Genomic DNA, 15,020 nt, shown 5'->3' on the forward strand with positions numbered 1-15,020 from the left:
GCGGGTGTACCCGGTGCTCAGGTCTTCGAAGCAGACCGGTCAGTGCTGTTTGAGGCTGTTCGAGGCTGTTTGAGTCAGTGCCGTTCGAGTCAGCGCTGTTCGAGTGCGAGTTGATCCGCCCAGGCCGACACGTCGCCGCGTTCCAGAGCGACCGCGAGCAGTTCCGGAAACTTGTCCGGCGTGCACGCAAACGCGGGAATCCCGAGGGCACTCAGCGCCGCTGCATTGTCGTGATCGAACGATGGAGCGCCGTCGTCCGAGAGCGCCAGCAGAACCACAACCTGAACGCCGGCATTCTTCATGGCCGCCATGCGCCGCAGCATCTCGTTCCGAATACCGCCCTCGTAGAGGTCCGAGATCAGAACAAACATCGACTCGGCAGGACGCGAGATCAGCGACTGGCTGTACGCGATTGCGCGGTTGATGTCCGTGCCCCCACCAAGTTGGGTCCCGAACAGGACGTCGACGGGGTCGGACAGTTTGTCCGTCAGATCGACGACGGCGGTGTCGAAAACCACGAGCGAAGTCTTCAGCGCTTGCATCGACGCCAACACCGCGCCGAACACGGACGCGTAGACGACGCTGGACGCCATCGAACCCGATTGGTCGATCGCCAGGACCACGTCGCGCTGCACAGATTTCGACTTGCGGCCGTATCCGACGAGCCGCTCGGGGATGACGGTTCGATACTCCGGCAGGTAGTGCGACAGATTTGCTCGGATGGTTCGGTCCCAGTCGATGTCACGCAACTTCGGATTCGACGTTCTGGCCGAACGATTGAGTGCCCCGGTCACCGCGGCCTTCATTTTCTGCGCGATTCGCTCTTCGACCTCCCGAACCACCTTCCCGACGACCATTCGAGCAGTGGCCTTGCTGGCCTCCGGCATGACCTGGTTGAGGCTCAGCAGCGTCCCGACCAGATGTACATCGGGCTCGACGGCATCGAGCAGTTCCGGTTCGAGCAGCAACTGCGCCAAACCCAGTCGGTCGATTGCGTCCTTCTGCATCACCTGCACCACCGTGCTGGGAAAGTACGTCCGGATATCGCCGAGCCATCTGGCGACGGACGGCGCCGACGCCCCCAATCCGGCGGAGCGGCGGCGCCCCTTGGTCGGGCCGGACGAGTCGTAGAGCGCTGCGAGAGCTGCATCCATTCGACTGTCGCCCGGTTGGCCCAGCCCTCCCGTCGATTCTTCGGCGGATTCCCCGAGCATCAATCTCCAGCGCCGAAGGCGCTGATCGTCGTCGCTCATACGCGCGCCCCCAGTATCTCGGCAACGACCGCCATTGCCGCTCGGCCGCGTCGCGCGTCAGTCTCCACTGTCGTCTCGACGCGTCGTCCACCTCTGACCGCCTGACCGATCGCTCGACGCTCCCCTGCCTCGAAGGCTCCGAACGTGCGTCGAAGCAACGGAAGCGTGTCGATGAAGTCCTGCTCACGAAGTTGGCGGACCCACGTGTCGATCAGCGTGAGCAACGCTCGATCGTGAACGAGCACAAGCCCTCCCCCACCGAGAAACCCGTCGACCCACCCGGCTTTGGCGGTCGGCGCGCTTCCCACGGACAGGGCCCGAGACAAGCGCTGGGCTGCAGCGGTTTCCGTGATCGAACCGCTGTCGCGCAGTAGCCGCACCATCCGTCCGACGAGTAAACCGTTGACGTCGTCACGGTCGATCACGCCGGCCATCGCCTGCAGCCACCGTGCGCTCGCATCGCGATCGTCACGAACCATGACTGCCGAGTGAACCTTGTCGAGGTGATCGCGAAACTCCTCGGCGCTGGGATCGTCCAGTCCAGTGACGGCGACTGCGAGGCCGGTGCAGATCCGGATCAACAAGCTGTCGGCGACGTCGATCAACGCCGTCACATCGGTTCCGCGCACATCGCCGTATCGCAGCGTTCGGGTCAGCGTCGGTAGCGCCGCCATCAGATGTGACACGTCATGGTCTAGTGCCGCAACTGTTTTCACACTCTCCAAAACCGCAGACAAAGCTGCCGGGAGGTTTGCGAGCAGTGAGTTCTCCAGTAGTCCGATCAGTGACGCGAGAGTGATGTCCGGCTCGTTGATCTTCGAGACGACACGTGATGCCGCCGCTGCGGCCACCGTCGTACCCCACAGCGACGCCTCGATCACCGAGACCGAGAATTCGGGCTTCCATTGCAGCGCCCAAGTCTCTCGGAAAGTTCCGGTGGAACGGACCTCACTGTCGGCCGGGGTTCCCCAATCGATCTCGAGGATCCCCAGTCGGTGCAGGAACTGGGAACGCTCGACGTCGATATCGCGTCGCAGGTCCAGATCGAGATTCTTGACTCCCGCTTGTTGTTTGAGCCGCAAAGTCTTCGAACGTGCTCGCAGGTCTGCTTCGAGCGGAACCGTCGGAGTTTCTTCGGGCACCGTGCCCAGGGCTTCGCCCACAACGAGTCTTCGTGTGATCAGATCCAGAAGAACGTCGTTTCCGTCGCACATCACCGACCTCGTAGCCTCGGTAACTTCCGACAATCCGGCCAGCGGGCGAGAACGCAGTGCAGCCAACGTATCTGCCAATCGGACAGCTTCGATGACGTGAGCACTCGAGATGGGAAGGTCCTCGTCCCTGAGCACCCTCGCAACTTTGGTGAGCCACCGCGTGATCGTCTTGTCGTTCGCGGTGAACAGATGGTGATACCAGCCCGGCGAGGTGATTCCGGCTCCGTAACCCGATGCCGACGCCAGGCGTGAATGTGTCCAGGGAACCCAGGTCAGCGAGGTCTTGACCTTGGACATCCCCTTGAGAATGCGGGCGTCGGGAGCCGCAGGCCCCAGGGCTCCGACCAACGCCGGCGCGTGCCAAGCTCCGCAGACGACCGCTACCCGCTCGGCGCCATCCTTCAACGTCTTTCGCAGCACCTGCCGCATATACGCTTCGCGATGCGCTGTCTCCTCGTCGATCGGCACTGTCTCACGCAGCGCCTCCATCGCCTCGGTGATCGCATCGAAAGAATCTGCGCCCGAGCTTGATTCGATCACCGAATCCCACCAGCGTTCGGTGTCGTCGAAACCCGCGGCCGCGGCCAGTTCAGACAGAGGATCGCCCTCGCGGACAGTACGAATCCCCTGATCCGCCAACACGTTGAACGCGGGCAGATCGCAGAACCTTGCCTGCACACCGTTCTTCGCAGCCCACTGCAGCGCTTGCCATTCAGGTGAGAACACCGCAAACGGCCAGAAGGCCGCCTTCGACGGTTCGCCAGTGGCGTACGCGAGCAACGCAATCGGCGGTTCCATCGACTCCGATGCCGCCAGCATCACCAACGGGTCTGCATCCGAAGGACCTTCGATCAGGACCACGTCGGGGGAAAACTCTTCCAGGCCCTGCCGAACCGAACGAGCAGATCCCGGGCCGTGGTGACGGATACCGAAGACCCGGACACGCAGGTCCGGAATCACGATGGTCACCCGGTGACCTCGCGGCACGCCCGGTAGAAGTCGGACCACTCGCCGCGTTCACGCACCACTGCCTCGAGGTACTCGTTCCACACAACCTTGTCTGCGACCGGATCCTTGATCACCGAACCCAGGATTCCGGCAGCGACGTCGGATGCCCGCAGTACGCCGTCCCCGAAATGCGCAGACAACGCCAAACCGTTGGTGACCACCGAGATCGCCTCCGCCGTCGACAGAGTTCCGGACGGGGACTTCAACTTGGTGCGGCCGTCGGTGGTCGTGCCTGATCGCAGTTCCCGGAACACGGTGACGACCCGGCGAATTTCCTCGGCTGCTGCGGGGGTTGTCGGCAATTCCAGTGCTGCGCCCAACTGTTCGACTCGGCGTGCCACGATAGCCACCTCGTCCTCCTCGCTGGCCGGCAACGGGAGAACAACTGTGTTGAACCGTCGACGTAGTGCGGACGACAGATCGTTGACACCGCGATCGCGATCGTTGGCGGTAGCGATCAGATTGAAGCCCTTGGCTGCCTGCACCTCGATGCCCAGTTCCGGCACCGGCAACGTCTTCTCGGAGAGAATGGTGATGAGGGCGTCCTGCACGTCGGCCGGAATACGCGTCAACTCTTCGACGCGGGCGATCTTCCCGGTTTCCATCGCGGTCATCACAGGTGACGGCACCAGCGCACCGGCGGTCGGCCCCTCCGAGAGAAGGCGTGCGTAGTTCCAGCCGTAGCGGATAGCTTCCTCGGGTGTACCCGACGTGCCTTGAACCAGGAGCGTCGACGCACCCGAGATTGCAGCCGAAAGATGTTCGGAGACCCAGGTCTTGGCTGTACCCGGCACGCCCAACAGCAGTAGCGCCCGGTCGGTGGCAAGAGTTGCGACGGCCACTTCCATCAACCGCCGAGGACCGACGTACTTCGGTGAAATGACCGTTCCGTCGTCGAGTGTGCCACCCAACAGATACGTAACCACGGCCCAGGGCGACAAGTTCCACGACGGTGGACGCGGACGGGTGTCCTGCGCGGCCAGTGCTTCGAGTTCGAGTGCGTACTCCTGCTCTGCGTGGGGCCGCATCAGCTTTGCCGGTTCTGTGGTGGGCACGGTTACGCTGTCAGTCATGTGAGCTCCTCGAGCAGGGTCTTGCGGTGGGTGATGGCGCTGGCAGTTCTGGCGAAGGTCTGCCGCCAGTCCGGGTCACGTGCACGCTCCGCAGCCCGATCGAGCAAAGTTACTGCGCTGTAGGGAAATCGACTCTCGGCTAGGCGTAGCGATGCGCTGTATTTGTAGCGCGAGAATTCGCCGGCCTTGGCGCCCCCATCGGCGCGTCTGGCCGCAACTCGTTCCCACTGGGCCACGACTGCCCGGGTGATGTCGTCTGGCCATGGACCTCGCAGAGCGTCGTAGATCGCTGCCCGGCCCGGGTTCAGAACATTGGCGTCGCCGTTTCCAGACCTCAACAGGTCAGCCAGCGCCTTGGCCGGCACCAACGGGAGTAGGCGTCGATCGGTTGCCGTGCCGCGTATGCGAAAGAGTTCCAGCGCCCATTCCGCATTGTTCTGCGCGACTGCAGCGGTGGACCAAGCGTCGTGAAGGATCGGCTCCCAGCCTTCGTCAACGCTCACCCCCAAGACCTTGCCGGGTTCACCGATCATATTGTTCCACAAAGACAACGGCGCAGAACTGATCGCCTGACGCACGTACTCAGCACGATAGTCGGTGTGTGGATTCGGCCGATCTTCGATGCCGTCTCGCCTCGCCGCCGCATCGACTTCCTCAGGCGGCAAGATGACCAACGTGGATCGAAGCAGTTTCCGCTCCACCCGCGCCCATTTCTGAACCCGCGCGGCCATTCGCTCCCCGAACTCCGATTCGGGAATACGTCCGAGCACCTCCACTGCTGCGCGTCGCACGTCCTTGCGACGGTCGTCGAGGGCTTCCTCCAACAATGGTTGATCGTCGGCGCTCGATCCGATTGCCAGAGTCGAGACAAATGCAGCCTTCTGTTCGCCCCGCTCGGTGCCCCACGATTTTCTGAGTTCGGCCAGTGCCAGCGCGGGATCTGTTCGGCGAGTGTCTATCAGCCACTGCGTGCGCTGGGACGAACTTCCGTGACGCCAGACATCCGGATTTGCATCCCTGGTTCGGACGAGCTTGCTCCACTCGGGGTTTTGCGCGGCTAGCCATCGGCCACGCTCGCCGACGATCTGCAGGATGCTCTCCCGGTGAGCTTCGCTCGCACGTGCAAAGGAAAGCAACTCGGCGACCAGATGATCAGGCGCACGGTAGTTGCGCTCCAACGCGACTGCGAACCACTCGTCGAGCAAGGTCGCCTTGGCCGCGAGCATCGACAGCAGGTGCGCCGATGAGGATTCCGGCAGCGTGAATCGCACATCGTCTGGAGCAGGTGTCGGCACGGCCGCCGTGGTGGAGCCCGCACCGCCACGGCGGTACGCCCTCTCCACCGCTGCTGCTGCCAGAAGCATCTCGGCAGGATCGCCGTCGAGTTCGCGGGCATGGCCTCGCACTTCGGCCGGCAGCTCCTCGAATGTTGTCGAGGTTCTGGCAGTCCCGAGAAGAGCAGCCGAGATCAAAGTGCTCACAGCACGATCACCTGCCCTCCCGTGAAAACCGAGATCGGAGTAAGAGCCAGCGCATTCCACGTTCCGCAGACCGTGACCGGGTAACCGCCGGAAATACCGAGCAACTTCCACAGAAGATCCGAATCACCTTCTGCCCGAAGCGCTGTGCCCGATTCGTCGACGAGAAACCAGGAACCGTCGACGAACGACGGGACCACCGAACTGATCACTGCCGGCCACGAGCGCAACCAGGGATCTGCGGCGAGGGCATCGGTAAACTGCTGCAACGCAGCGTCGATGCTTCCGAACGGCATGGTTGTGAAGGGCTCCGGTTCACCGTGCGTTGCCCCCATCCGCGCCCGCAATGCCGCGGCACCGGGATAGAAATGAACATCGGCATTGAGCAGAAACCCGACTGGCGGCGTTTCGGTGGCAAAATTGGGTGACCCGTGGGAGAAGTCGAGCAGCATGGCCCACCGTTTCGAATTCCTGCCGAGCATCCACACGGTTCGGGTGAACAGTCGCTTCTCCTCGGTGATCCCGGAACCGAGAATCATCCAGTTCTCTTTCACCGGAATCGATTCCATCACACTCTCGGTTGAGACGGGATAGCCGACGTGCGCTTTCACCGAATGGGCAAGATCTTCCGGCAACTCGGACAGCTTCTGATGCGCAGCGACCAGCAGGTGCAACCGAGCCAACTCGTCGAGGACCTTCTCGGGCCAGTTCTCCGTAGACGCAACGATTCCCGCCAATGCTCGAAGCGCGCCTGCAATACCGGGCGCCTGAGCATCCACCATGCGAGCGGCTACCGCGTCGAAGCCCGCCCAGGACGTGTCCATCGCCGCCAGACCACCGCGGATCTGATCGGTGATCCACAGGTCCAATTCGACGAGCCCGCTCGCAACGCGGTCGGCGCGCTTCTGCGCTGTCGCCGGGTCGGGAGACTTCTTGGGCGCCTCGTCGCCGCTTTCGCCGGTGTTCTCGGTCTTCTCCTCGCGGCGCGACAACCACTCTGCCGCGAAGTCGGCGGGCTCGTCCGCCGACGGCACACGCCCTTCCGACCATTCCACCAGCAGCCCCAGAGCATGTTTGCACGGAAACTTTCGACTGGGGCACGAGCACTTGTATGCAGGGCCCCGCAGGTCAATCACTGCTTGATACGGCTTCGAGCCGCTGCCCTGACACAGCCCCCAGAGCGCGAGACCGCTACTTCCGGCATGGCTCCACGAACCAGCCAACTTGCGCGCAGCGGCCAGCGATGCGGCGTCGGGAGCTACCGACGCCACCTGCCCAGCTGTCCACGGCGAAGTCACTCGACCACAGTATGACAACCCGCTGACATCGCAGAGTCAGGCCGATTCTTTAGTGAATCAGCTCTTGACTCGAACACATATTCGAATATGGTTTGAGGTGGGGATCGGGGGATTCAATGAGTATCAACACATCATCTGACGTCGTTTGTGGTTCTGCGGTGGGTTTGCGCGGACGCCTGTGGCGGTTGACGGCTGCGGAGTTGCGGGCCGCTGCTATCGAGGCGAGTGCGGAGATTCTTCGTCTCGAGGCTGTTCGGGTGGCGGTGGTGGACGAACTCTCGTTGCGGCCGGATGATCAGGTGATTGCGAGCCGCGGGGTGGGTTGCTGGTTGGCGGCGAACACGATGCTGCAGGTTCGGGACGGGAAGAAGATCGCCGCCCTGGGTGCGGCGCTGCGGCCTTTTCCGGCGGTGGCTGCCCGGTTCGATGGCGGGGACTGCTCGTTCGATCATGCCGTGTTGATCGTGGCGTTCTGCGAGTCACCACCGAAGGGCATGCCGGACGCCGCGTTGCCTCGCTGTATCGATTTGTTGTTGGCTGCCGCATCGGGCGTGGAGGCGACGACGACGAAGGTGCGGAGTGTTATCGCGACCTTGGAGCGAGTGTTCGAGTCCGATGAGATTCCGCCCGCCGAGGATGTGGATCGGAATGAGTTGCGGATCGCGTCGACGTTGAATGGTCGGGTGGTGGTGCGCGGTGATTTCGATGCTCTCACCGGGGAAATGTTGTTGTCGGCGTTGTCGAATCTGACGATGCCCACCCCCGCTCCGGATGGAACCCCGGACGCCCGGTCGGCAGCGAAGCGGACCGCGGACGGGTTCACCGAACTGATCCGGCGGTATCTGGACTGCGCCAAAACTGGCACCGATGGCGGCCAGCGGCCGCACGTGAACGTGCACATCAACGCCCGTGATTTAGCGGAGCATCGGGACTGCGCCGCAACACCAACTGATGGTGGAGCGACTGTGTCGGATCTCGACGTCGGGCACATGCCCTGGCTCGGACCACTGTCCGTATCGCAGACCAGGCTTCTCGGCTGTGACTGCTTCCTGTCCACTGTGCTGCTCGACGACCACGGGGCGCCGCTCGATGCGAAACCCGGAAAGCGATTAGTGTCCGCCGAACAGCGAGTGGCCCTGATCGCCCGAGACAAAGGCTGCGCATTCCCCGGCTGCACATGCGTGCCCGCCTGGACGGATGCACACCATATTCGGCACTGGGCCAACGGCGGGCCGACCGTGATGAACAACCTTGTCCTGCTGTGCCGTTCGCATCATCGGTTGATGCACCGCAAATCCGGGTTCGTCGGGAAATGGGAGATTCGCATAGGCACCGACAACAAACCCTGGTTCATCCCACCACCCTCGATCGACCCGCAGCAGCACCCACGGCCCGCGAACACCACATTCAAAACCTGAGGACGAACCTCAGGCACAACAGAACACGGCCAGGCTCCGCATCGGACATCAGAACCCGATACGGAGCCCACAGGCCGTGTCGCATCCACGGCTCACGAGGTTTTAGCGGGGCGCAGGACCGATCTACCCAACAACTCACAAACCTGCAGGGCCAGAGCGAGATCCAACTTGTCTCGGCCGGCAGCGACTGGATCTCCGAGCGCCTTGTTGATGCGATACTTCACTGTATTCCGGTGCAGATTCATGTGATTGGCAGTGTGCAGATGACTTTCTCCGTGGGCGAAGTACACGCTCAACGTCGTCCGCAAGGATGCAGCAGAAGGCGTATCGTCCGCCAACGGGCCTAGCACCTCCCAGACCCATGACTTCGTAGAATCGATGTTCTCGGACAGAAGTGAAACCACAGCGACGCCGCGGTCCCCGAAGCTCACCACCGGCCGTTGCGGCGTATCCGGCACGGCAGCAACCGAATAGGCGGCGGTTGCCTGTTCGTGAGATCGCTTGAAACCTTCGACCCCTGACCCTGGCAGTCCGATTGCCACCCGCGCTCCGCCGTCCAACGGCACTGCCGCAGCGAGAACCTCCGGATCCGGCGCAGGCACCCGGCGACCGAACGGCAGCCACGCCCACACCGTGCGTCGATCGATGGCGGTGATGATCGGCGGCTTGTCCGCTCCCGCCGCTGCGCCGAGATCACGTACGAGTCGATCGAGCGTGTTGATGCCCATGACGTCCGCATCCCACGTCGACCAAACCACCAGGGCGACGTGGTTCTGACCCAGGCGGTACCCGGTCTCCGCTTCGAAAGCAGCGGTATCTGCGTTGGTGCCGGACAGGAGGGCGTGGATCGCGGCCGAATGGAGGTTTCCCTGCGCTGCCATCCATCGACTGCGTTCCCGCTCGTACGCGTCGAAGACGTAGAGCGTGATCCAGTCGATGTAGCTGTAGACCACATCCGAAGTGTGTTTCAGGACAGCCAAAGTGAGTCGCGCCGGAATATCCAGTGTGCTGATCTCGTCGTGACAGATCCGCATCAGATCGCCTTGGCCCATGTGGTAGGCCCGAACGAGAGAGTTGGACGGAACGTCCCGCTGCGCCAGACGCAGAGCGTATTCCACTGCGGCAGTAGTCGGTTGGAGATGATCGATCGGAATGTCGTTGGCCAATACGTGGATGATCGTCGTGATGTTTCCCTGCACGCTGGCCTCGAGCATTTCGAGCAATTTGGCGTCTGCATCCAATTGGTCGATTTCGTGAGCCATCATGAAGGCCATCTCACGCGCAATGTCGGCACTGCGCTCGTCGAGTCGTCGGGCCAACTCGGCAACCACCGCAAGCACTTCCGGCTCCGCGGCTGCAGGCACTCGGGCGAGACGCCGCATCGCGCCGGCGCCTCGCTCCTTGTGCGATGGACTACTCACAGAACTTCCGCACCCTTTCGTCGCAGGTACTTCAGAGCCGATTCGGCCGCGTTGTACCCGCACATTCCATGTGCTCCGGCACCCGGCGGGGTCGAGGCCGAGCACAGGTAAGTGCCCGCGATCCCCGTGCTGTACGGATCGACTGCCACGCGCGGACGCAAGACAACCTGCAGTTCGGTGTTGGCACCTCCGATGATGTCGCCGCCTACCTGATTCGGATTGTCTTGTGCCAGGTCAGCTGTACCACTGCTCGTTGTCGCGACGATCTGATCCCGGAATCCTGGCGCAAACCTCTCGATCTGACGAATGATCGCCTCTGTAGCGTCGCCGGCATATCCGTGTGGCACGTGCGCATAGGCGTACAGCGGATGAACGTTCCCGGCGGATCGGGTGGGATCAGCCAGGTATTGCTGACCGAGGAGCACGAACGGCCGGTCCGGCATGCGGCCTGAATTCGTCTCACGCTCAGCGGCCACGATTTCGTCGAAACCACCTGCCAGATGGACAGTTCCGGCCCGAGCGCAATCCGGATTGGTCCACGGCACATGACCTTCGATCGCAAAATCGACCTTGAACGCTCCGGGAGCCTGCTTGAACTTTCGATAGGCTCTCGCCACTCGGCCAGGGAGTCGATCGCCCAGTATCTCGAGCGCACCCCCCGGATTGACATCCAGCAGAACAACATCGGCGTCCGGAATCTCGGAGGCCGTGCGAACCCGAATGCCGGTGTCGATCTTGCCGCCGTGATCGAGGAGCATCGCGGCCATGGCGTCGGTGATCGAACGCGAACCTCCCTCGGCAACCGGCCAACCGTAGCGGTGACCAGCAGCAGTGATCATCAATCCCACCGCCGAGGTGGCCGGACGGTTGAGTGGATAGAAGGCGTGCGCGGCAACCCCGCCGAACAGCGCCTTCCCTTTGCCGGTCTTCCACAACTTCGCGGTCACGGTTGCCGGAAGCAGCGCTCGCGGACCGAAAGCTGCGAGCCGCAGCGGATGCCGCGGGACATTGACGATCGGGCGCATCAGGTCGGACGCCAATGCATCGAATCCCGTCGACAAGTCACCGAACATCCGTTGCCATCGAGGTCCGTCCGCGCCGAGTCCCGCCGCCGTCTGCTCCAGCGAGCGGTACAGAACACCGGCGTCCCCGTTGTCGAGCGGATGCGCGCAGTCCACCTCTGCCCATCTCCAGATCAGCCCGTATCGCTCGAGGTCCAGCTTGGACAGGTACGGCGAGCCGATACCCATCGGGTGAAATGCCGAGCAGTGATCGTGAATCAACCCCGGCACGTCGATCGGACCGGAGCGGGTGCCTCCGCCGATCTGGTCGGCGGCCTCAAGCACCTGCACGTCCACACCGCTACGTGCGAGGTGTACCGCGGCAGCGAGCCCATTGGGCCCGCTACCGACGACTACGGCCTTTGTCACTTACTCACCTCTTGCTCGCTACCGCTGACCCTCGTACGCATCTTCGGTTCGGAGACCACCTGCGGATCTGTTGCCGCGCGGTCGGCCCGTACGTCCAGTGTCCACTGAACGTCGAACGGAATGGGCCCGTTCGGCAACCACGGTTGTTCGGCAACTGCGTCGGCGACCTTGAAAGTACCTCGTTCGATGACGCCGAGAGCTGCGTCGATCACCTGGTACTCCTGCGTTCCCTTGTGGATGGGCTGCGATTCGATCCAGGTCACCAGGAACTCGCCGGGCGCGAAATTGCAGCGACGCTGAATGGCGGCAATCAACTTCGCGTCGTGCAGGTGCCCGTCACCGAAGTTGAAGGCGACGATGGAGTTGCACATGAACTCGGCTTCCCGCAGCGAGTACGTGTTGATGTCGTCGCCGAGGTGCCTGATCATCAGTGAGAACAGTGCACGCCCCTGGCTGTGCATGGAACGCCAGCCCAACAGCTGATGCAGAACGACATCGGACACATCTTCGGGGTACATCGTCATCAACTGATTACGCGTATCCGGCGACGGACGCTTGATGTACTGGTCGATCTTTGCTTCGGCGCCCGGCGCGAATGCCCACGTCGCAGATGCCCAGTTGCCGGCGTACTGACGCATCGACGGCAGGAACGACACCAGATCGGGTCGAAGGTTTCCGAGAATGGGGAAGAAAGCAAGGGCTGCAATAATTCCCGCTGTGATCCAGGGTGAAGACATGGCGCCGAGGCCGTAGCCGTCCCACGCCGGGAAGCCCAGGAACAGGAAGACCGAGGCGTAAGCGAACAGAAGATTCCATTCCAGCGGAACGGCCAGCGGGAAGGTCGACGCGATGAAGAGATGGAATCCGACCATGAGGATCACGGCGAGGATGGTGAGTGTCTTGTTCGTCGAGAACAGCAGTATCAACGGAGTGACGATTTCGACCATCGTTCCGGCCACGTGTGCGACCCCGCCGCCGAGGTGCGAGGGTCGCAGATCCTCCGGGAAATTCCGGTAGTGCGCACGCTTGATCTTCTTCGACGGGATCCACGGCGTATTGCTGAGCATCGGGGGGACCACCAGCGAGAAGTGACGGCCGAACTTCGAGACACCGGCACCGATCCACACCATGACGATCAGCAGTTTGAGCGCCAGAATCATGTCGACGAAGGGCAGGAACGTGAAGAAGAAGATCGCCGGCAGGTACTGCTCACTACGGGCAGCGATGAAGGGCACCTTGTCCCGCAACCCGAGAATCACCATGAGCACGAGGAAGGAGTACAAGACCGTCGGGCGTACCAGTCCGGCATTGTCGGCGATTGCCGAATCGATTCCTGCGGTGTGAACGCCGGGAAGAACTACGGCAACAAGAAGATTGGCGACTACGGCGACGTAGATGAAGACGTCGAACACCGTGCGGGTGTCACCCGAGGTGAGCGGCACCTTGCCCGGCCACGGTGGAAGGCGAATCGTGCCGGGGCGGATCCAGTAGAGAACTCCACCGGTCATCGGTTTGAAGTGGCCGGCCAATGGACCCCAAGACCCTGCCAGGCCCAGGATTTCGAGCATCATGGTCCAGATGATGAGTTTCTGGTAGACGATCGGCTGGTTCCACCATGATCCGATGTCGAACCACGAGAGGCCGGAAGTCAAAGTGGCAACGGCTGTTCCAGCTGCCAGGTAGAGGAACAACAGTTTCATGATGTAGACGGTGTGGACCATCTTCGGTGTACCGAAGCCGTAATCCACCCAGTGCGTGGACATGTCACGCAGACGCTCGAGAAACGGCTTGTCCATGAAGGTTGCCGGATCGACGGGAGGGAAGTTTCCTTCTTTGAATCCCATGATGTGCTCCTGAAATACGGAATGTGGGCATGACGGATCGACTCGACGCACGTCGTCGAGTTGTGCTGGTATTACGGGGAAGGGACTAGTGAGCGGGAGTTGCGCTCAGAGCTCGTCTCATTCCGGGTTTGTCGATCTTGCCCACCGGGTTTCGGGGAAGCGTATCGACGACGTAGATCGCCACTGGCACCTTTACTCGGGTGAGCAAGGCCGTGACATGTTCGAGCAGTTCGCCTTCGGTGACGGGCGCGTTGGGGTAGGCAACGACATAGGCAACTGGCACCTCTCCGTAGACCTGGTGCGGAGCGCCGATGACGGCGGCCTCGAGCACGGAAGGATGTGTGGCGAGCGAATTTTCGATCTCCTTGGGGTAGATGTTCTCGCCCCCACGGATGATCATGTCCTTGATGCGATCGACCAGGGTCAGGTAGCCGTCTTCGTCGAGGACCCCGACGTCGCCGGTATGCAACCAACCATCCTTGACGGTCTTCGCGGTCTCCTCCGGCTTGCCCAGATAGCCACGCATCACGTTGCCGCCCTTGATGACCACCTCTCCGGCAGTTCCGACGGGAGCAAAGGTTCCGTCCTCGGCAAGAATGGCAATCTGCTGGCCGGGCAACGCCGGGCCGACCGTACCCAGTTTGCGCAGGCCCTCCACAGGATTACAGGCCGACGCACAGGTCCCCTCGGTGAGTCCGTAACCCTCCACGATCACGAAACCGAAACGCTGCTCCGCGCGTTCGAGGAGTTCCTTGCTGATCGGCGCCGCACCGCACACGGCAAACCTCAAGGACGACGTGTTGATCGAGGCGTCTTCCGGCTGCGAGGTCAGCATCGCGTAGATTGCCGGCACCGCCGAGAAATACGTGGGGCGAAGCCGCGCAACGTCGTCGAAGAATCTCGAAACCGAGAACTTCCCGGTGACACTCACCTGTCCGCCGACAAGCAAGGGCGTCAGGACGCTGACGCAGATCGCGTTGACATGGAACAACGGCAGAATCAGCAGGCAGTGATCCGCGCCGGTAACACCGATGTTCTTGCCCATCGACGAAGCCATGAACTGCAGGTTGGAATGCGTGAGCATCACTCCCTTGGGCCGTCCGGTGGAGCCGCTGGTGTAGATGAGCAACGCCAGATCGTCTGCTGCAACATCGATTCCGGGTCGGGGATCGGTCGGCGGCACTGTCGCCAGATCGTCGACGACCAACACCGCACGGCCACCCGAGGGCGCATCGGCAGTAGCGGTGATGACCAACTCGGCCCCAGAGTCCGCGATCTGGTAATCCGCTTCGTTCGCGGTGAACATCGGATTGATGGGCGTAGCTGCAGCACCGATGCGCCAGGCAGCCATGATCGCGATCAGCAACTCGGCGCGATTGGGCAGCATGATCGCCACCACGTCACCGAGTCCGATTCCGAGTCCTGCCAATTGCGCGGCAACAGCTTCCGTACGCTCTGCGAACTCTTCATACGTGAGTTCGACGTGGTCGTCCCGCAGGCACGGCTTCTTCCCGTACTTCTCCGCAAGATCCCAAGCCAGATATCCGATGTCCGCCACGAGAGTCAGCACCTTTCATTCGTGT

General features: G+C 62.2%; 10 protein-coding genes. 1 reads left to right on the top strand and 9 read right to left on the bottom strand.

From position 1 onward, the window contains the following. Positions 1–89 precede the first annotated feature (89 nt). From FEZ59_RS12755 to FEZ59_RS12780, 5 genes are read right to left on the bottom strand one after another with little or no spacing between them, the layout of a single operon-like run. Complete coding sequence (locus tag FEZ59_RS12755) at positions 90–1,253, bottom strand: VWA domain-containing protein (RefSeq protein WP_172932709.1); 1,164 nt, start codon at positions 1,251–1,253, stop codon at positions 90–92. Next, positions 1,250–3,436, bottom strand: a complete 2,187-nt coding sequence (locus FEZ59_RS12760) for a DUF5682 family protein (protein WP_346343229.1) — start codon at positions 3,434–3,436, stop codon at positions 1,250–1,252. The genes FEZ59_RS12755 and FEZ59_RS12760 overlap by 4 nt, the downstream gene beginning before the upstream one ends. Beyond that, positions 3,433–4,548: an AAA family ATPase gene (locus tag FEZ59_RS12770; RefSeq protein WP_020909497.1), complete on the bottom strand. Its 1,116-nt coding sequence runs from the start codon at positions 4,546–4,548 to the stop codon at positions 3,433–3,435. Before FEZ59_RS12770 ends, FEZ59_RS12760 begins: the two co-directional genes overlap by 4 nt. Then, positions 4,545–6,029, bottom strand: coding sequence for a DUF5691 domain-containing protein (locus FEZ59_RS12775; protein ID WP_172932711.1), 1,485 nt, complete (start codon positions 6,027–6,029; stop codon positions 4,545–4,547). Before FEZ59_RS12775 ends, FEZ59_RS12770 begins: the two co-directional genes overlap by 4 nt. Beyond that, a complete protein-coding gene (locus FEZ59_RS12780; protein ID WP_283567245.1) occupies positions 6,026–7,324 on the bottom strand; it encodes an SWIM zinc finger family protein in 1,299 nt (432 codons plus the stop codon). Before FEZ59_RS12780 ends, FEZ59_RS12775 begins: the two co-directional genes overlap by 4 nt. Positions 7,325–7,440: 116 nt before the next feature. Here FEZ59_RS12780 and FEZ59_RS12785 point away from each other — a divergent pair, with 116 nt between their 5' ends. Beyond that, positions 7,441–8,742 carry an HNH endonuclease signature motif containing protein gene (locus FEZ59_RS12785; protein WP_172932712.1) on the top strand — a complete coding sequence of 434 codons (1,302 nt, stop codon included), beginning with the start codon at positions 7,441–7,443 and terminating at the stop codon, positions 8,740–8,742. Between the two features lie 92 nt (positions 8,743–8,834). Here the strand turns inward: FEZ59_RS12785 and FEZ59_RS12790 are convergent, their stop codons facing one another. The 4 genes from FEZ59_RS12790 to FEZ59_RS12805 form a co-directional block, all read right to left on the bottom strand. Next, complete coding sequence (locus FEZ59_RS12790; protein WP_019745783.1) at positions 8,835–10,124, bottom strand: helix-turn-helix domain-containing protein; 1,290 nt, start codon at positions 10,122–10,124, stop codon at positions 8,835–8,837. A 35-nt stretch (positions 10,125–10,159) separates the two neighbouring features. Then, positions 10,160–11,593 carry an NAD(P)/FAD-dependent oxidoreductase gene (locus FEZ59_RS12795; protein ID WP_134998963.1) on the bottom strand — a complete coding sequence of 478 codons (1,434 nt, stop codon included), beginning with the start codon at positions 11,591–11,593 and terminating at the stop codon, positions 10,160–10,162. Continuing rightward, positions 11,590–13,437 carry a DUF3556 domain-containing protein gene (locus FEZ59_RS12800; RefSeq protein WP_134998964.1) on the bottom strand — a complete coding sequence of 616 codons (1,848 nt, stop codon included), beginning with the start codon at positions 13,435–13,437 and terminating at the stop codon, positions 11,590–11,592. Before FEZ59_RS12800 ends, FEZ59_RS12795 begins: the two co-directional genes overlap by 4 nt. Before the next feature lie 85 nt (positions 13,438–13,522). After that, entirely contained in the window at positions 13,523–14,995 is a 1,473-nt protein-coding gene (locus FEZ59_RS12805; RefSeq protein WP_172932713.1) for an AMP-binding protein, read from the bottom strand. Positions 14,996–15,020: the final 25 nt, after the last annotated feature.

The sequence above is a fragment of the Rhodococcus sp. MS13 genome (genome assembly GCF_013277835.1).
Lineage (GTDB): Bacteria > Actinomycetota > Actinomycetes > Mycobacteriales > Mycobacteriaceae > Rhodococcus_F > Rhodococcus_F erythropolis.